The sequence below is a fragment of the Vibrio barjaei genome (assembly GCF_001639065.2).
Taxonomy (GTDB): domain Bacteria; phylum Pseudomonadota; class Gammaproteobacteria; order Enterobacterales; family Vibrionaceae; genus Vibrio; species Vibrio barjaei.
Window position 1 is genome coordinate 19,522 of record NZ_LQXO02000034.1, and the last position, 18,387, is coordinate 37,908.

Here is an 18,387-nt window from a genome sequence, read left to right on the forward strand (position 1 = left end):
TGTTAATTAGCGACCAAAATAACCCTAACAAACGATCAAAATAGACGCAAAAGGTTTATTGTCACCATGACAATCGAGGCAATTACGGTATACAAACAGGATCCAACCCCGATCTACAAACAGATCGCCGATCAGATCGCACATCAAATTGAGTCAGGAGAATTGGCAAGCAACAGCAAGTTGCCTACCCATCGTTGGCTCGCTGATCAGTTACATGTCACGGTTGGTACCATTACTCGCGCCTATTCTGAAATCGAGCGTCGCGGCTTAGTAGAAGCTCGAGTAGGCGCCGGCACTTATGTGGCAGATACCAATAAACCCAGCTGGGCGTTTGAAGAAAGCAGTGTCGATCCGAATGAATACAATTTTGGTTATAATATCCCACCACAATTGGATCGCAGTGACATGCTGAAGCAAGCGATGCAGAGGATCTCCACCTCTCCGGCTCATTTGAATCAACTAATGATCTATCAGCCTCCTTCTGGTCTGGATGCGCATCGTTCAATTGTCACTAAGTGGTTAAACAGCAAAGGCATTAAACTGCACGCCCACAAGCTACTGTTTAGCTCGGGGGCCCAACACGCCATTCAAATGGTTTTAGATACGTTCACCAGAGCAGGTGATACGGTGTTGGTTGAAAAGTACACTTATCCAGGCGTCATTAGCCTAGCGCGCCAGAACCAATTGACTTTGAAAGGGGTTGAGATGGATGAGTTTGGTGTCACTCCAGAATCGCTTGAAGTCTGTTGTCAGCGCTATTCGCCGCGATTTATTTATCTCACGCCGACACTGCAAAACCCGACCACAGCTATCATGCCAAAAGAGCGCCGACTCGATATTATTCGTGTGTGTGAGCAGTACAATGTTTATATCATTGAAGATGAAATCAACGGATTGCTACTCGAGTCCCCACCAGCCCCTATGGTGAATTACGCCCCAGAACGAGTGGTTCATATTGGCGCTTTCTCAAAATGCCTCGCTCCAGGGTTGAGGGTGGGCTATGTCCATGCAGCAGAAAAACTGTATCAAAAGCTGTTGGTGACGCTACAAACTCATAGCTGGATGATTAGCCCTCTACTCACGGCACTAACCTGTGAAATGCTCACCTCTGGTGACGCAGAACGTAACTTAATGCTCATACACAGAGAGATGAAAGCGCGTATTGATATTGCGACACGTGCCCTCGATGGTTTTGAGCTAGGCTATCAAACAGGTGGGTTTCATATTTGGTTAACCCTCCCAGAAAACTGGCGCCTTAGTGAGTTCGTAAGCAAAGCCCAAGACATGGGTATTATCGTTAAATCCGGTGAACTGTTTGCCCCACCTGGTGGCTCGGTAGCACCAGCTGTGCGTTTGTCATTAAGCTCACCACAAACGATCGAACAGCTTCAAATCGGCGTAGACAAATTAAAAGCCCTGTTATTATCCAACACAGTCGATGAATTCACCTTATGAGTACCGCTAATTTTATTGCTGCCAAAGGACTTGGTAACCCGCACATACAAACATTGATTCCTCGCTTCGTAAGAAGAGAACCTTTGTTTGAACCAATTTGGGAAACGTTGGACACGCCAGATGGCGACTTTGTTGAGCTTGCATGGAGTGAAGACCCTCATTCATCAAGCGCGAAAAGCAAACCTGTTTTTGTTCTGTTTCATGGGCTAGAAGGCTGTTTCAATAGCCCCTATGCGAATGGCTTGATGCACGCTTTTGCTCAGCAAGGCTGGCTGTCTGTCATGATGCACTTTCGCGGCTGCGGTCCCAACCCGAATAGGCTCGCTCGAGCCTACCACTCTGGTGAAATTGGTGACGCTAGACAGTTTATCGAGCTTTTGGATCATCGTTACCCAAATGCCAAAAAGGCTGCTGTGGGCATTTCTTTAGGGGGCAACATGCTGACGAATTATCTTGCTCACTACCAGAATGACAGTAAGCTGGATGGTGCGACGATTGTCTCTGCACCATTGGATCTCGGTGCATGTGCTCGACGAATTGAGCAGGGCTTCTCCAAGCTATATCGCTCATATCTACTCAGCTCCATGAAAAAGAACGCGCTGAACAAACTGCATCTTCTCAGTGATGTATTAGGTCTTACGGCGGAAAAAATCCAAAACATGCGCAAACTGTACGAGTTTGATGACCTAATCACCGCACCACTGCATGGTTTTCGGGATGCTGAAGACTATTACAATCAGTGCTCTGGATTACAAAGAATGTGTGACATTACTGTCCCCACTCAGTTTATCCACGCAAAGGATGACCCATTTATGAGCCATGAAGTCATTCCAAACTTCGCCCTCCCAGCTCATATTGACTATCGCCTACACGAACGTGGCGGCCATGTGGGTTTTATGTCTGGCAGCCTGCGTCAACCTAAGTTTTGGCTAGAAGAAACCTTGCCAAACTACTATCACCACCTACTCCGCTCGTCCACATGACGGTATACTCTCCCGTATCATAGAGTGATGAGGTATTTATGATTATTCCATGGCAACAAATCGCAGCAGAAACGCTGGATAATTTGATCAAAGAATTCGTATTGCGTGAAGGTACTGATTACGGCGACACTGAGTGGTCATTGGACGACAAAGTGTCACACGTCAAAGCTCAACTAGAGAGCGGAGACGCTGTGATTGTCTTCTCCGAATTACATGAAACCGTCGATATTCAGCTACGTCGTTCGATGTAAATGACGTGAGCATGACAATCTAGTGCTATAGTAAAACGCTATTGAACCTAAATGAGCAAACAACGTCTAAATAGTTCATAGGGTTAGCAAAACAAAATTATAACTATCATTACACAGGAAGTGTTATGTCTGCAAAACACCCCATTATTGCGGTGACCGGCTCTTCTGGAGCAGGTACAACAACAACGTCAGAAGCGTTTCGCAAAATGTTCAACATGATGAGCGTGAAGCCCGCTTTTATTGAAGGTGACAGCTTTCACCGCTTTACTCGTCCAGAAATGGATATCGAGATCCGCAAAGCCAAAGAGCAAGGAAAACACATCAGTTACTTTGGCCCGCAAGCAAATGACTTCCCTGCGTTAGAAGAATTCTTCCGCAACTACGGACAAAATGGCACAGGTCAGTTCCGTCGCTACCTGCATACGTTTGATGAAGCTGTACCATACAATCAAATGCCTGGAACATTCACGCCTTGGCAAGATCTGCCTGAAAATTCCGATGTACTGTTTTATGAAGGCTTGCACGGTGGTGTTGTCGACGGAGAGGTAAACGCAGCTCAACATGTCGACTTACTTATCGGCATGGTGCCGATAGTCAACTTGGAGTGGATTCAGAAATTTGTTCGTGATACTCGCGATAGAGGGCATTCCAGAGAAGCGGTTACCGACTCTATTGTCCGTTCAATGGATGATTACCTTAGTTATATTACCCCGCAATTCTCACGCACTCATATTAACTTTCAACGCGTCCCTACGGTGGATACCTCCAACCCACTCAACGCCAAAGGCATTCCAAGCTTAGATGAAAGCTTCGTGGTGATTCGTCTACGTGGCATCAAAAATGTCGATTTCCCTTATCTACTGGCAATGATAGATGGCTCGTTCATGTCACGACATGACACCATAGTGGTACCGGGCGGTAAGATGAGTTTTGCGATGGAATTAATCGTCAGACCAATACTTCAACAGCTCATAGAAACTGGAAAAATAGGTTAGCTTTCACGCTTTAACCGTAGATGATTTTTTATACCGTGATCATGTGCACAGTTTTGTATAGAAAAATGGTCTGATGACACGATTAAAATCAAGAAAAATGGCGCAAAAAAGGATACTATTTCTAGGAAACAGAAGATCGCTTGCGCCATCTTCAAAGTGCTTTTATGCTAGTAAGTCTTAACCAACGGGCTTGCTAACAAATATGGAAAGCAGCAAGCATACCCTGCAGAGGAAGTAAGATATATGGTTCTAGGTAAACCTCAAACCGACCCAACGTTAGAGTGGTTCCTTTCACACTGCCACATTCACAAGTATCCTTCTAAAAGCACGCTAATCCATGCGGGCGAGAAAGCGGAAACTCTTTACTACATCGTAAAAGGTTCTGTAGCGGTACTGATCAAAGATGAAGAAGGCAAAGAGATGATCTTGTCTTACCTTAACCAAGGTGACTTCATTGGTGAACTTGGCTTGTTCGAAGAAGACCAAGAACGTACGGCATGGGTACGTGCAAAATCTCCTTGTGAAGTTGCGGAAATCTCATTCAAGAAATTCCGTCAGCTGATTCAAGTTAACCCTGATATTCTAATGCGCTTATCTGCTCAAATGGCAAGCCGTCTACAAGTGACTAGCCAAAAAGTAGGTGACTTAGCGTTCCTAGACGTAACAGGCCGCATTGCTCAAACGCTATTAAACCTAGCGAAGCAACCAGACGCCATGACTCACCCAGATGGCATGCAAATCAAGATCACTCGTCAAGAGATCGGCCAAATCGTTGGCTGTTCACGTGAGACAGTGGGACGCATTCTTAAGATGCTAGAAGAGCAGAACCTAATCTCTGCTCACGGTAAGACTATTGTTGTTTACGGTACTCGTTAATTTCTAGCGACGTTACTTTTACAAAAGCTAATAGCTAAAAAGCCACCGCGAGGTGGCTTTTTTATTATTGGTGCGTACTCTCAAAAATCTTATCCGCAGACGCCGCAACGAAGCCTTGATAGTAACTGCCATCCGCCATTTGATATCGCTTAGCAAACTCATAGAAGCCGCCAGGGATAATCTGTTCACCGTCAGTGAACATCACTGGCACTTTATCCGCCATTGTTGAGGACTGCTCAAGTAACACCTCTGGAGAACCTTTCACTTCTCCGCCAGATTCATTAATAGCAAAGCCGGCCTCACGAAGATGTTGGTTTACTTCCACGACTTCCTGAAAACGCTCCAGTTGATTCACGCTAACCGTAAAATGGTTAGCGCCATAACCGTGGGCAGCTAACCACGACGCGTACTCGCTCTCTTCGGCTAACGCCTGAAAATCAACGTAACTCAAATCCCATAGACGCCCACCATAAAGGAAGTCTGCGCTATCCAACTTGGGCGCTTCAACTTGAGCCACCAGCTTAGCGACAATATCTTGTAGCTGCTGCGAACACAGTTCGACTCTAAGCTCACTGATAAACACTTTTGGTAATAGAGCATTACTATGCTCTAAATGAATCGCAGAGAGCTTCTTAGCCTCAAACACATAATCACCAGAGACTTTGTAGCCAAGAGCGATAAAGTGCTTTGCCAACGAATCGATACCCAGCGGGCCGACATTAAAAGTACGTAGCGCAATGTGGTCATTAATCAGCGCTTCATCCTCTTTGAGCAGAGCATGGACTTTATCAGCAGAAGGGCAAAGACGGCTAATATAGTCTTGCCATAAATTGTTAAATAGAGCGTCTACAGTCATAACAGAAGTTCCTTAGAGTTCAATACCAGGGCTTAGCGTTGCAGGAAGCACGGTATTGTCTCCTTCCATGGACGCCATAGGGTATGCACAGTAATCGGCCGCATAGAAAGCACTTGGTCTTAGGTTACCTGATGCGCCAGGTCCACCGAATGGCGCATCACCACTCGCCCCAGTAAGCTGACGGTTGCGGTTAACGATGCCTGCACGAATATGGTCAACGAAGTACTGCCACTCTTCATCGTTTTGTGAAATCAAACCTGCCGACAAACCAAAGCGAGTATCGTTTGCCAGTTCCACTGCTTGTGGTAGCGTTTCGTAGCGTACTAGCTGTAACAAGGGACCAAAGTACTCTTCGTCTGGAAGCTGCTCGATATTCGTTGCATCAATCAACGCAGGCGTAACGAAAGCGGCTTGTAGGCGTTTCGCTTCCACTAAGCTCTTGCCACCTAGCTTCAAGAGCTCGGTTTGCGCAGCAATAATATGGTCAGCAGCCTGTTCAGATATTTGTGGCCCCATAAATGGTGCTGGCTCGGCGAAAGGCTCATCGATACGGATCTTACCAATTGCAGAAACTAAGCGTTCAACCAGTTGATCACCTTTTTGCCCAAATGGCACATAAAGGCGTCTTGCACAGGTACAGCGTTGTCCAGCACTGATGTATGCCGATTGCAAAATGGTATAAACCGCAGCATCAATATCCCCAAAGTCTTCACTGATCACCAGCGGGTTATTACCGCCCATTTCTAGCGCTAACATCTTGTCCGGTTGCCCCGCGAATTGCCTATGCAGAATGTGTCCCGTATTGGCGCTACCTGTGAACAGTACGCCATCAATGCCTTTAGATTCAGCAAGCGCAATGCCCGTCTCCTTGCCGCCTTGAACAAGGTTAATGACACCAGATGGAAGACCTACCTCTTCCCAAAGTTTCATTGCTAACTCACCGACAAGCGGCGTCTGCTCAGACGGTTTAAAGACCACGGTGTTCCCAGCGAGTAACGCAGGCACAATATGACCGTTAGGTAGGTGACCAGGGAAGTTATACGGCCCAAAGACAGCCATGACACCAAGAGGCCTGTGACGGAGGACGATTTGGTTGCCAGCGGCTTCACGTTGGGTCTCGCCGGTACGCTGATGATAAGCACGAATAGAAATTGCAATTTTACCAGCCATCGCTCCCGCTTCAGTGCGCGTTTCCCATAACGGTTTACCCGTTTCTTTGGCGATGGCGATGGCAATATCTTCACTACGTTCTTTCACTTTCTCTGCGAAAGCCAAAACGATGGCTTCACGCTCTTCAAATGGACGCTTCTTCCACTCGATAAATGCCTGACGAGCGGCAGAGACGGCGCTTTCAACCTGTTGAGCAGTGGCTGACTGACCTTCCCAAATAGTTTGATTGTTGTATGGGGATAGTGACTGAAAAGTGTCACCTTGGCCTGCAACCCAGTTACCTGCGATCCATTGAGTCATAGTGAAGTTCCTTAAATTGAATGAGCTAAGAGCAAGCAGAACTTCCGCTTCTCTTAAACCGTGGTGGTAATCGACCACCATCTTATTATTTGACTATTATTGAGCCAGCATACGCACCATATCGCCCTCGGCGACATTCAGTGCTTGTGCTGCTTCTGTCGTGAGCAATACCTTGCCACTTTCTGGGTCGTATGCCGCTTTGGCCGCCACCGCTCGGAAGTTCTCAAACGAGGTATTTGCCACCAAATAATCTTGAGAGCTTGAATGCTCTGCAATCGCTACTTGAGCTCGGAAAGAATCGCGAACCGCTTGAATATTGCGAAGGTCACATTCAACCGTTGGGCCTGCATCGAAAATGTCGACATAGTTACGGCAAGTAAAGCCTTCATTTTCAAGCAGCTTCAAGGCCGGACGCGTATTCTCATGCACCTGCCCAATCACCTCTTGCGCTTCTTTGCTGAGCAAGTTGATATAGATAGGAAGCTTTGGCATTAGATCTGCGATAAAACCTTTTTTACCAATTCCGGTCAGATAATCTGCCAAGGTGAAATCGATAGAAAAGAAATGCTCTTGTAACCACTTCCAAAATGGAGAATTACCTTCCGCATCGGACACACCGCGCATTTCAGCAAAAATCGTTTTAGAGAAACGTTCTGGGTGCTCTGCCATCATCAAAAAGCGGCATTTAGACATCAATCGGCCATTCAATCCACCACGGAATTCAGGGCGTAAGAACAAGGTACAAATCTCACTGCATCCAGTGTAATTGTTCCCAAAGGTCAGAAGCTTAACGACATTGTTGACGTTGAGTTTTGGCGACGAGTGCACCACCGTACTAATGTGATAAGAATAGAAAGGGACATCCCAGCCAATCGCACCTTCTATACCTGTGGTACCTGCCACTTCGCCAGTGTCTGTATCGACACCCACCATCAAATAACCTTCGTCGGTCGGCGTCGTCACATCTTGCTTGGCAAAACTGTATTCAGAATGGGTAATTCGGTTAGTAAGAAGCTCTTCATTCACAGGAAGAGAAGTAAAACCGTGTCCTGATTCTACTGCGCAAGTATGCAGCGCATCGTAATCAGACATAGAGATAGGACGAACAACAAGCATCAATAATCCCTCCTGACGCAAACTCTCCCGGCACATCCAAACATCCGAGAGAGTATTTAATTGCTAACTAAGTTTACGACGCTACTAACGTGCTGATCGCTTTATCTAGTTTAGCTAATCCTTCTTCAACTTCTTGCTTGGTAATCACTAGTGACGGGGTAAAACGAACCACATTTGCACCCGCAACCAAGACCATTAAACCTTGTTGGCCTGCTGCCACGAGAACATCACGAGCACGACCTTGCCACTCTTCATTTAGCGCAGCACCAAGAAGTAGGCCTTTTCCACGAATTTCGCTGAAAATACCGTATTTTGCGTTTATTTTTTGCAGACCATCGCGGAACCACGCTTCACGCTCAGCGACACCAGCCAGAACATCTGGGCTCGATACCACATCCACAACCGCTTCTGCCACCGCACACGCTAACGGGTTACCACCATAAGTAGAACCGTGCGTCCCCACTTTCATGTGCGCTGCAAGTTTCTCAGTCGTTAGCATAGCGCCAATCGGGAAGCCACCACCAAGAGATTTCGCCGTGCTCAAAATATCGGGAGTCACACCTAGACCTTGGTATGCATAAAAGTGACCAGTACGGCCATTACCCGTTTGCACTTCATCAAAAATAAGCAGAGCATTATATTTATCACATAGCTCACGAACCGCTTGAACAAATTCAGGCTGAGGAGAAACAATACCACCTTCACCTTGTAGTGGTTCCATCATCACGGCACAAGTTTTCTCTGACATCTGAGCTTCAAGCGCAGCGATATCATTATAAGGAATATGTGATACATCGCCCGGCTTAGGTCCAAAACCGTCAGAATAGGCGGCTTGACCACCAACAGTGACCGTAAAGAAAGTACGACCGTGGAAACCTTGGTTAAAAGCAATGATTTCTGACTTTTCAGTACCATGAACATCTGCCGCCCAACGGCGTGCTAATTTCAGCGCCGCTTCATTAGCTTCTGCACCTGAGTTAGCAAAGAAAACTCGCTCAGCAAAGCTAACTTCCGTCAGTTTTTTCGCCAAGCGCAGTGCTGGCTCATTGGTCATGACATTACTCAAGTGCCAAATCTTATTTGCTTGCTCAGTGACTGCATTTACCATCGCCGGATGGCAGTGGCCTAAACAACTCACGGCAATACCACCCGCGAAGTCGATATATTCATTCCCCTGCTGATCCCAAACTCGAGCACCCTCGCCTTTTACTGGAATCATTTCCATTGGGTTGTAGCAAGGTACCATTACCTCATCAAACCACTCGCGAGTTACCGCTTTTTCCGTTGTCATAACACATTCCTTCTCATTACAGCATGTGGGAGAAAGGCGCTTCACTCTTCCGTTTTTTGGTTAAGGACCAAGAGCGATCCCTCGAACTCATAAAGGAAGAAAAGATTTTCTATCGCTTTTCCACAGATGCAGCATTGTATTTACAATTATTTAACCATAGCAATAGTGAAAAATACTTTTTAAGTAGTCAAAGAACAAAATTCACCGCTGCCTCATGATTATTTATGCATCAAAAATGAATGGGAATGAAGCGTTTTTTCCTGCATTGGCTAAGAAAGTCAGCAAATAAGGTTTTGCTCACTTTGATATCAGTAATGACGAATAAACTTTCAATTTAATAAGTAAAACTTATGATGGATAAGAAAACAGAAAATAGTGATCAAGATCGACTATTTTTGAGACAGGAAATTGTTAAGAAGTTCGTGACCTTGTTCGGTTTTGATAGATTCTGGGTGGAATTGAACCGCATGTAGACAAAGCGACTTGTGCTGATAACCCATAATTTCGTCGAAATCGCCATTCTCTAACTCAGTCCAAGCCGTTACTTCAAAGCACTCTGGAAGCGACTCTTTTTCGACGATTAACGAGTGATAACGGGTAACGGTTAGTGGATTATTGAGGCCAGTAAACACACTTTTGTTGTTATGACGAATGGGTGACGTTTTACCATGCATCACTTCACGAGCACGAATCACCTTACCACCAAAGACCTGAGCGATCGCCTGATGGCCTAAACAAACACCAAGTAGTGGTAATTTACCAGAAAAGTGCCTGATCACCTCTAAGGATATTCCTGCCTCATTAGGTGTACAAGGCCCTGGAGAGATGACTAAATGAGAGGGGTTTAACGCTTCAATACCCGCAATATCAATTTCATCATTACGCACCACTTTTACTTCGGCACCCAGTTCAGAAAAATACTGAAACAGGTTAAAAGTAAAGGAGTCGTAATTATCAATGATGAGTAGCATAGCGCTCGCTGTGGTATTGAGTTTGCGAAAAATAAGGCGGTATTTTGCTACAAGATGGCAGAAAGGCAAGTAAAAATGGGGAGAAAAAAAGCAGCAAGGCTGTAAACACCTTGCTGCAGAGGTTAATTATCCTTGTTTACGTCGACGTAGACCTAACAGCAACATCGCTGATAAACCCACTAAGCCAACCGAACCACCACGCATATTCAGATCAATCACCGCTGGATCATGGTCAGAAGAGCGGTAATGGTCTTGATACTTAGGTAGATCACCTTTGTACTCATCGTTATAGTCAAACAGTGTCGACTCCGCCGCATTGATGTGCCACTCAGTGGCATCAACGACACGCTTTGACAAGCTTGGGCTTATAAGGATATGGTCGAGCGCGCCGACTTCATCATTGTATGAGTAACTCCAACCTTGTGGATGCATCTCTCCGAGTACGTTGACGTAACCATAGCTGTGGTCAATGACCGCACCGTCATCACCAAATTGCTCTTGCTCACCAATAAAGGTATTGCGAGCAGCACGAATGGTTTTGCCATACTTCTCTTGACTGTAGTCAGTCAGAATTAGCAGTGGATCTTCTTTTCCATACGCATTGAAGTCGCCCAAGACAATTTTATGTCCTTTAATCGCTTCCAAAGCATCACCTAACGCAACGGCCGCTGCAACACGGAAGTTTTCACACGACCCTTGTTGATCAGTATCTTTGCCTGCTTGACCACCTTCAGCAACCGGAGCTGCATCTTCCCAACATTTAGAGCCTTTCGATTTGAAGTGATTCACCGCTACCGTCAGCTTCTCTTTCGCCCCTTTCACCTTAAAGGTTGGTGCCAAAGTATTACGTTGGTAGTTCTTACCGTCTTCAATTACTTTACCATCGTCATCCAGCACTTCAGGCGCAACCTGACGAGGCATTTCCAGTACATTAACTTGTTTTAGTTTCACTTGCTTGGGACGGTAAATAACGCCAGTAGTAATGGCATCGCTACCCACTGCATCAAGCTTATCGATGACACCATCTTGATTGCTGTCCACCGAAACAAAGTCGTAGTGCAACTTCTTGTTATCTATACGAGCGTTAAGCTCGCTGACCAACTGAGCAATGGCTCCATTGTCACCAAAGCCGTTGTTCTCAATTTCCATCAAACCAACAATATCAGCATCTAGTTTGATAAGCGCATTGAGTATTTTCTCTTGCTGGACTTCAAACTCAGCAAAGTTGCTAGCACCACGATTGCTGCCGAAACGGTTTTCATCACCACCGAATGGTGAGGTAAAGTAGTTAAGAACGTTAAAGGTCGCAACACGTAGGTCTTTCTTGTTCCATGGCTGCTCAGCAAGCTCAGGGGCTTCCGTGCGCGGCGTATTACGAACGAAGTTATCAGCAGAAATAGTGTTAGTCACAAACAGGCGGTAATCACCGTAGCTATACCCAATGACCCCTTCAATATCGAACAAGGTATCGTTGATACGAATGTAATCTTCCGTGCTGCCATCTTGGTCCACATCGGTACGACCAAATTCTGGGTAGTACGGCACTTTGCCATTTGGTGCTACCGTTGGTGACTCAACAAATAATCGACGTAAGCCGTTGTCTTCGCTTTGCGCTTTAGCTTCATCGGAACCTGCGGCAAACTGCTGGTTTGGGTGCAGATTCACGCGTTCATGCGCCAGCACCATATTGTTGCGACGTGCGCCATAGTCATAGCCAAAGGTGCGACTAATACGCATATCAAGCGCTTTTGGTAGGCGCACTAGCATGCCTTCATAGCGCTCTAACGTCTGCTCAAAGTTCTCATCGGACTCAAGCACTTCAATTGCTGTCGCTTGTGGGGTGGCTTGTTCTCCTTGCTTAAACCAATCTTGTTCATTGAGCTTAAGCTGAGTCTGTCCATAGAACTCTTGGATTTGACCGCGAACACAAACCACATCGCCAACAGATAGGTTTGGACTTGCTTGAGTGTAAACATACAAACCATTGGACGTGAGCGGGTTATGATCATCCTGCAATGCCTCTAAATAGAAGCCTTGATTAATACCCGTGCTTACCGCCGAGACCACGCCTTGAACAAAATACTGTTCACTAGTGATGTATGGGTAGCCATTGATATAAGGAGAACTGCTACCTTCACCCTGAATCGCTTGAATGTCGGTAAAGGATGGCGCAGAACTGTTGTCGAGACATTGGAATGGTTCAGGTGGTGTTAGATCATCCAGCTGACCTAAACCGGTAATATCGTTCTTACCCAGCGTTGCCCATTGCTCTGGTTGGTAAGTCACAGATGGTTGATGATAAGGCGTATAGCGCACTAAGGTTTTATCTGCACCAAAGTTGTCGCCCATCGTGCCAATCATATCGATGATTTGGCCACTGCTGTCCATCAATGCAATCGGGTCGTCACCATTAAAATTCAATACTTGATCAGAGGTTGAAAGCGTTGCGACACCCAGAATGGCATCGTCTGCGCGAGAGTTTGCGAACACAAGTACTGACTTAGCTGGAATGACATAGCTAGAGAGATCTAGTGTGCTCCAACTGCCGTTACCATTTGGCGACTTAGCCAGTTGGTAACCCATCAACTGAACCTCTGAGTCACCAGAGTTGGCAACCTCAACTGCCTTGTTATAACCACTTCCCTCCACATATTGCGAAAGAAAGATCTCTGCGTTGGCACCTCCGGCTAATGCGGACGCTATCGCTAACGCTAACCACTGCTTTTTATTTGTGCGTGTCATCATTCACCTCGAATTAACTGGCAATGTTATCCCTTGCCTTTATTGCACTTTATTGAATATAAAAATGATTATTTTCGAGACGAGTGTTGTCATTTAGAGTGCAAATGAACAATGAATATTCAGTTAACTGAGATGTACCTCTCATTCAAAGTTTGAACAATTTAGCCTGTGCCAAAAATTCAACAGGAAACGTTAGTAAGCGAATGCAGTGCGATAACAAACAAAAAAGCCCTTTGGCGAACCAAAGGGCTTTTCAATATCTGGAGTATCGCTTGTGTTATGGACGAGTCACAAAGCCTACCGCTTTGTAGGCTTCAGCCAGTGTCACTGCTGCACGAGCAGAGGCTTTTTCAGCGCCTTGGCGCATGACTTCATCCATATAAGCACGATCGGCACGAATACGGTGGTATTCCGCTTGAATTGGCTCAAGCATAGCAACCAGCGCTTCACCTACATCTTTCTTAAATGGACCGTACATCTCAACACCAGCATATTGCGCTTCAATTTCTTCAAACGTTTTGCCTGTTGCAGCAGAGTAAAGGCCCATTAGGTTAGAGATTCCTGCTTTGTTTTCCCAATCGTTAGCAATGCGTGGTGGTGTCTCAGCATCGGTTTGCGCTTTATTGATCTTCTTGATGATCGACTTAGGCTCTTCGAGCAGAGTAATCACGTTCTTACGGTTATCATCCGACTTAGACATTTTCTTCGTCGCATCTTGTAAGCTCATTACACGAGCGTTCACCGTTGGGATATAAGGCTCAGGAATGGTGAAAATCGGCGCTTCAGGGCTGTAGATATTGTTGAAGCGAGTCGCGATATCACGCGCTAACTCTAAGTGCTGCTTTTGGTCACTACCCACAGGTACTTGGTGTGCACCGTAAAGCAGAATATCCGCGGCCATTAGCACTGGATAATCATATAGACCAACGTTAACGTCATTGGCGTAACGCTGTGATTTGTCTTTAAACTGAGTCATACGATTCAGTTCGCCCATTTGGGTATAACAGTTAAGAAGCCAACCAAGTTGAGCATGCTCAGGTACGTGTGACTGTACAAATAACGTGCTCTTCTTCGGATCAACACCAACTGCAAGGCAGATTGCAAGTGCGTCGAGTGTTGCTTCATGTAGTGCTTTAGGGTCTTGACGAACCGTAATAGCATGAAGGTCAACAACGCAGTACTGGCAATCATAATCGTCTTGCATCTGTTGCCATTGACGTAGAGCACCCAAGTAGTTTCCGATACTTAGTTCACCTGACGGCTGAACACCACTCAATACGATGGGTTTGCTCATGATAATGATTCCTTCGACTTCTTAACGAGATAATTAGGATAATGAAAAACCGCGTAATTCCTTACGCGGTTCTAGCAGTGTACTCATTGGCGAGTATATTTCTAGTACTTTGCTTGGCTTTTCACTCAGCAATGTACTTTTTGTCGCGATTTAGCCGTCAATTCCTACGGCTTCAAGCACGTTCGACACGATATCAGCAACAAAGTCAGGGTTCGCATTGGCAATAGGTTCACCGTGGTTGTAACCATAAGTGAGTCCAAACGCTAAGCAACCTGCATTGCGCGCCGCCAAGATGTCGTTTTTAGAATCCCCGACCATCAACACTTGTTCGGCAGATAACTGCTCTTGCTCCATCAACCAATGTAATGCAATCGGATCCGGTTTGCGTTTCGGGAACGCATCGCCACCCAGTACATGCTTAAAGTACTTATCGAGCTTATGTTGCTCTAGCAATTCTGGAACAAACTTCGATGGTTTGTTAGTGAGCAGAGCTAAAGTAAAGCCATTCGCCACCAAGGTATCCAAGGTTTGATGTACAGCTGGATACAAGTGACTTAGCTTATGCCCACTGGCTTTATAAAAGTCATCAAATAAAGTACGAGCTTTTGCAAGCAACTCTGGTGATAGCTTAGGGTCAACAATGATACTTTGGCTTAATGAGCGACCAATTAAAATATCGGCACCGTTACCTACGTAGTCACGAACTTGCGCTTCGGTGACACTCGGATAACCTAACTCTTGAACCGCCTGATCAGCCGCTAATGCCAAATCAGGTACGCTGTCGAGTAACGTCCCATCTAAATCAAAAACAACGAGTTTAATTGCGCTCATGTCTACTAATTCCAAATCTATTTGCTGTTTTTTACTTTTGCCAGTTCAGCACGCATCTCGTCGATAACTTCTTTATAGTCTGGACGATTAAAGATTGCGCTACCAGCAACAAACATGTCTGCGCCCGCTTCGGCGATTTCTCGAATATTATCGACTTTCACGCCACCATCAATTTCTAAGCGAATGTTACGACCAGAGGCATCAATGCGTTTACGAACTTCACGTAACTTGTCTAGCGTCGACGGAATGAAAGATTGACCACCAAAGCCAGGATTCACTGACATCAGTAGAATCAAGTCCACTTTGTCCATGATGTAATCGAGGCACGAAAGAGGCGTTGCTGGGTTGAGTACTACACCAGCCTGACAACCGTGTTCTTTGATAAGCTGCAGTGTACGATCTACGTGCTCAGACGCTTCAACGTGGAAAGTAATCATACTCGCGCCTGCTTTAGCAAAATCAGGAACAATGCTATCGACTGGTTTAACCATTAAGTGAACATCGATTGGAGCGGTAATGCCGTAGTCGCGTAGTGCTTTACAGATTGGTGCACCAAATGTCAGGTTAGGAACATAGTGATTGTCCATCACATCAAAGTGAACCACGTCAGCACCCGCAGCGAGTACTTTTTCAACGTCCTCACCTAGGCGAGCAAAATCTGCAGAGAGAATGGATGGAGCAATTAAAAAGTCTTTCATACCTAACCTCAGTTGAATTCAAAGCAAGCGAGTATCGCCAAGTTCGCGCAATTCTACCGAAGCGGTTGATTAAATCCTAGCCCTTACCAAGCAGTTATTGATCTTGCGGCTCAAATAACGCCAATAATTCGTCAACCTTATTACGACCTGCACCATTACGGCTGATGGTTCGCTTAACCTTGACCACGTTCAGTTGCGCACCGTGATACAGGCGACGTGTCAAAGTGGTGTCGTGGTTAGAAATCAGCACCGGAATGCCACGATCAAACGCAGCGTGCTCAGCAACGTCAGCAAGCGCAGCTTGGTCATCAAGACTAAACCCATTACCCGCGTAAGAGGTAAAGTTGGCTGTGTTCGATAGTGGTGCGTATGGCGGATCGCAGTATATAACGCTGCCTTTGCGCGCTCGTTTAAAGGTGTCGTGATATCCCTCACAGACAAACGTGGCTTTCTTCGCTTTTTCAGCAAAGAAAATCAGCTCATTTTCTGGGAAATACGGTTTTTTATAAGAGCCGAAGGGCACATTAAAGCCACCTTTTTTGTTGTAACGACACAAGCCGTTAAAACCAAAACGGTTCATATAGAGAAAGGCGACAGAGCGAAATAACACGTCGTCAGTCTGATTAAACTGGGCGCGAATATCCAAATACACTTCTTTGCGATTATGCTCAGCAGTGAATAGGCGCTTTGCTTCAGCGACGTAGGTCTCGGGATCTGTTTTTAACAGATTATAGAGGTTTATTAAATCGGGATTGATATCGGCAAGTAGATACTGATCGTAGTCAGTATTTAGGAAGATAGACCCTGCACCAACGAAAGGCTCTACCAGCTTTCTTGCGTCTGGCAAATGCTTTTGAATGTCTTCAACCAAGCCATATTTTCCACCAGCCCACTTAAGAAAGGCGCGTTGCTTTTTCATTACTTGCTCTATCTACTGCCACCCCAAAAATTAAGGCTGGGGAATATATCATAATTCAATTTGTTATGTTGACCTTTCTAGCAGAAAGGTCCGTGAAAATAACCCACAATGCTCACCGGAAGGTTACTCTTTCCAACGAGTAATTTCTCGCTGCACTTGGCTAAGCGATTTTGGCCAAGGTCCAAGGGACTGGATTTCTTCCGGCAACGCTTCCGCTGCATCACGTGCCGTTTGAATACTTGGATACACATCGTAAGTCACAATGTACCACTTTTCATCACCACGCAACGTTGGATAAACACGGACTGGTTTGTCAAAAGTGTGTTGGTTCAAAAACAGCTGAACGTCTTTTAGCTCCGTCATCGCGGCAATTTGTAACGTATAGCTGTTTGCAGGCAAGGCATTGAGTTCCTCACGAGCGAAAGAAAACGTAATTGGGGTCTGCAGTTTTTGCGCATTATCCACATCAACTACTTTCACTTTTGGTGTGACCACATTTTGAACCTCAGCAGCTTTTGCCACAGCGACAGCAGTATTGTCATCTAATAAGGCATCTACGACGTCCGAGGTAATCACAACGCGCTCACCAGACTCGGCTACACCGACACTCGCAGTTTCTGACGTTACCGAAGGCGGTAGCGAAGCGGTATCATCCGTAGGCTCTAACTGGGACGGCATTTCTTTGTTCGCCCCTTCCGCTTGTTCTTCAGTAGCGGCATCGACTGGTCCATCTAAGGTAGGAATCACCGTTTGCTCAATCGGTACTTCGCTAGGCTCTGTGCTCTGTGGCGTTGGCGATTTTAGTAGCCAGCTGTAACCTAAAAATAGCAGCAAAACGATAACTGCCACTGTTGCTGCAATCTTGGCAGGTGAACCAACCAATGAACGAATAATCACCTTCTTTTCCATTTTTTGCTCTCCTAACGCCAAAATCTCACCCGGAAGCGGTTTAATGCTAGTAAACGCGCTTTTGACTCTTTTTTCAACGCTTTCATCAATATAGCGCAGTACCAGAGTATCAAAAAAACGCTCAGCTTCCGCGTCGGTCAGCTCATCAACATCCAGCTCTACTGGTTTACTATCAAGACCATGACTTAATCGCGACAATCGAGAACTGAGCGAATCGCTAGCACTGAATAACACGATACTGATGTTCTGTTTAGTGACATGCAAAGAGGCGGTATACAGTAGCCATAGCTCGGCAAGCAAGGCTTGTGATATGTGCTGAGCATCATCGACAACAATCACAATATTGCTCGCCTCACCCTCTAAAATACGCTCAACGCTGTCATGCAGTGAGTCAGTAGCGCTGTACATTGAATGAGGAAAGAGTTGACGAAGAATGTTACTGCGGTTCACTTCATCATCTTGATTCGCAAAACAAGTAATCAGTGATTGGTTTTTGCCATGTGCCCAGGCTTCGAGATAGCGGTGTGCAAGCCAAGTTTTTCCGGCGCCAGATTCACCTTTTATGACGACAAAACTCGACGCAAATTGGGTCAGTAGCTGCACGCGCTCTAGTAGTTGGGTCTGCGAATCTAATTCCAATACTCGCAGCTCATACGACAAACTCATTCTGATCCTATCTACCTAGTCATTAAACCTAAAAAAGGCCCCATTACGGAGCCTCACATCTAAC

The 18,387-nt window shown here is 45.8% G+C and carries 16 protein-coding genes; 5 read left to right on the top strand and 11 right to left on the bottom strand.

Annotated features, from left to right (window positions below):
• Positions 1 to 66 precede the first annotated feature (66 nt).
• The 5 genes from AWH66_RS16660 (at position 67) to crp (ending at position 4,560) form a co-directional block, all read left to right on the top strand.
• On the top strand, positions 67 to 1,455 hold the full coding sequence (locus AWH66_RS16660) for an aminotransferase-like domain-containing protein (RefSeq protein ID WP_063603957.1): 1,389 nt from the start codon (positions 67 to 69) through the stop codon (positions 1,453 to 1,455).
• Positions 1,452 to 2,438: a hydrolase gene (locus tag AWH66_RS16665; RefSeq protein ID WP_063603956.1), complete on the top strand. Its 987-nt coding sequence runs from the start codon at positions 1,452 to 1,454 to the stop codon at positions 2,436 to 2,438. Before AWH66_RS16660 ends, AWH66_RS16665 begins: the two co-directional genes overlap by 4 nt.
• A gap of 38 nt (positions 2,439 to 2,476) precedes the next feature.
• Positions 2,477 to 2,689: a YheU family protein gene (locus AWH66_RS16670; protein ID WP_006074815.1), complete on the top strand. Its 213-nt coding sequence runs from the start codon at positions 2,477 to 2,479 to the stop codon at positions 2,687 to 2,689.
• Positions 2,690 to 2,814: 125 nt separating this feature from the next.
• Entirely contained in the window at positions 2,815 to 3,684 is an 870-nt protein-coding gene (locus AWH66_RS16675; RefSeq protein ID WP_006074816.1) for a phosphoribulokinase, read from the top strand.
• 243 nt (positions 3,685 to 3,927) lie between these two features.
• Entirely contained in the window at positions 3,928 to 4,560 is a 633-nt protein-coding gene (gene crp / locus AWH66_RS16680; protein ID WP_004410522.1) for a cAMP-activated global transcriptional regulator CRP, read from the top strand.
• 64 nt (positions 4,561 to 4,624) lie between these two features.
• On the opposite strand, the gene AWH66_RS16685 is transcribed toward crp, so the two are convergent.
• From AWH66_RS16685 to AWH66_RS16735, 11 genes are all read right to left on the bottom strand, one after another.
• Positions 4,625 to 5,416: a DUF1338 domain-containing protein gene (locus AWH66_RS16685; protein ID WP_063603955.1), complete on the bottom strand. Its 792-nt coding sequence runs from the start codon at positions 5,414 to 5,416 to the stop codon at positions 4,625 to 4,627.
• Between the two features lie 12 nt (positions 5,417 to 5,428).
• On the bottom strand, positions 5,429 to 6,886 hold the full coding sequence (astD, locus tag AWH66_RS16690; protein WP_063603954.1) for a succinylglutamate-semialdehyde dehydrogenase: 1,458 nt from the start codon (positions 6,884 to 6,886) through the stop codon (positions 5,429 to 5,431).
• 96 nt (positions 6,887 to 6,982) lie between these two features.
• Positions 6,983 to 8,002 (bottom strand): arginine N-succinyltransferase, encoded by a 1,020-nt coding sequence (astA, locus tag AWH66_RS16695; RefSeq protein ID WP_063603953.1) that lies wholly within the window; start codon positions 8,000 to 8,002, stop codon positions 6,983 to 6,985.
• A gap of 73 nt (positions 8,003 to 8,075) precedes the next feature.
• Entirely contained in the window at positions 8,076 to 9,293 is a 1,218-nt protein-coding gene (locus AWH66_RS16700) for an aspartate aminotransferase family protein (protein WP_006074821.1), read from the bottom strand.
• A gap of 389 nt (positions 9,294 to 9,682) precedes the next feature.
• Positions 9,683 to 10,264: an aminodeoxychorismate/anthranilate synthase component II gene (locus AWH66_RS16705; protein WP_063603952.1), complete on the bottom strand. Its 582-nt coding sequence runs from the start codon at positions 10,262 to 10,264 to the stop codon at positions 9,683 to 9,685.
• Positions 10,265 to 10,390: 126 nt separating this feature from the next.
• Positions 10,391 to 13,006 (bottom strand): ExeM/NucH family extracellular endonuclease, encoded by a 2,616-nt coding sequence (locus tag AWH66_RS16710; RefSeq protein WP_063603951.1) that lies wholly within the window; start codon positions 13,004 to 13,006, stop codon positions 10,391 to 10,393.
• A gap of 277 nt (positions 13,007 to 13,283) precedes the next feature.
• A complete protein-coding gene (trpS, locus tag AWH66_RS16715) occupies positions 13,284 to 14,300 on the bottom strand; it encodes a tryptophan--tRNA ligase (RefSeq protein ID WP_038230950.1) in 1,017 nt (338 codons plus the stop codon).
• A gap of 150 nt (positions 14,301 to 14,450) precedes the next feature.
• Positions 14,451 to 15,131, bottom strand: coding sequence for a phosphoglycolate phosphatase (locus AWH66_RS16720; protein ID WP_063603950.1), 681 nt, complete (start codon positions 15,129 to 15,131; stop codon positions 14,451 to 14,453).
• Between the two features lie 17 nt (positions 15,132 to 15,148).
• A complete protein-coding gene (rpe, locus tag AWH66_RS16725; protein WP_063603949.1) occupies positions 15,149 to 15,829 on the bottom strand; it encodes a ribulose-phosphate 3-epimerase in 681 nt (226 codons plus the stop codon).
• 94 nt (positions 15,830 to 15,923) lie between these two features.
• Positions 15,924 to 16,748, bottom strand: a complete 825-nt coding sequence (locus tag AWH66_RS16730) for a Dam family site-specific DNA-(adenine-N6)-methyltransferase (RefSeq protein WP_006074827.1) — start codon at positions 16,746 to 16,748, stop codon at positions 15,924 to 15,926.
• A 123-nt stretch (positions 16,749 to 16,871) separates the two neighbouring features.
• On the bottom strand, positions 16,872 to 18,323 hold the full coding sequence (locus tag AWH66_RS16735) for an SPOR domain-containing protein (protein ID WP_063603948.1): 1,452 nt from the start codon (positions 18,321 to 18,323) through the stop codon (positions 16,872 to 16,874).
• Between the last annotated feature and the right edge of the window lie 64 nt (positions 18,324 to 18,387).

Bases quoted from the DNA above. Each gene is read 5' to 3' on its own strand.
- AWH66_RS16660 (WP_063603957.1), top strand. From the start codon at position 67: ATGACAATCGAGGCAATTACGGTATACAAACAGGATCCAACCCCGATC.
- AWH66_RS16665 (WP_063603956.1), top strand. From the start codon at position 1,452: ATGAGTACCGCTAATTTTATTGCTGCCAAAGGACTTGGTAACCCGCAC.
- AWH66_RS16670 (WP_006074815.1), top strand. From the start codon at position 2,477: ATGATTATTCCATGGCAACAAATCGCAGCAGAAACGCTGGATAATTTG.
- AWH66_RS16675 (WP_006074816.1), top strand. From the start codon at position 2,815: ATGTCTGCAAAACACCCCATTATTGCGGTGACCGGCTCTTCTGGAGCA.
- crp (WP_004410522.1), top strand. From the start codon at position 3,928: ATGGTTCTAGGTAAACCTCAAACCGACCCAACGTTAGAGTGGTTCCTT.
- AWH66_RS16685 (WP_063603955.1), bottom strand. From the start codon at position 5,416: ATGACTGTAGACGCTCTATTTAACAATTTATGGCAAGACTATATTAGC.
- astD (WP_063603954.1), bottom strand. From the start codon at position 6,886: ATGACTCAATGGATCGCAGGTAACTGGGTTGCAGGCCAAGGTGACACT.
- astA (WP_063603953.1), bottom strand. From the start codon at position 8,002: ATGCTTGTTGTTCGTCCTATCTCTATGTCTGATTACGATGCGCTGCAT.
- AWH66_RS16700 (WP_006074821.1), bottom strand. From the start codon at position 9,293: ATGACAACGGAAAAAGCGGTAACTCGCGAGTGGTTTGATGAGGTAATG.
- AWH66_RS16705 (WP_063603952.1), bottom strand. From the start codon at position 10,264: ATGCTACTCATCATTGATAATTACGACTCCTTTACTTTTAACCTGTTT.
- AWH66_RS16710 (WP_063603951.1), bottom strand. From the start codon at position 13,006: ATGACACGCACAAATAAAAAGCAGTGGTTAGCGTTAGCGATAGCGTCC.
- trpS (WP_038230950.1), bottom strand. From the start codon at position 14,300: ATGAGCAAACCCATCGTATTGAGTGGTGTTCAGCCGTCAGGTGAACTA.
- AWH66_RS16720 (WP_063603950.1), bottom strand. From the start codon at position 15,131: ATGAGCGCAATTAAACTCGTTGTTTTTGATTTAGATGGGACGTTACTC.
- rpe (WP_063603949.1), bottom strand. From the start codon at position 15,829: ATGAAAGACTTTTTAATTGCTCCATCCATTCTCTCTGCAGATTTTGCT.
- AWH66_RS16730 (WP_006074827.1), bottom strand. From the start codon at position 16,748: ATGAAAAAGCAACGCGCCTTTCTTAAGTGGGCTGGTGGAAAATATGGC.
- AWH66_RS16735 (WP_063603948.1), bottom strand. From the start codon at position 18,323: ATGAGTTTGTCGTATGAGCTGCGAGTATTGGAATTAGATTCGCAGACC.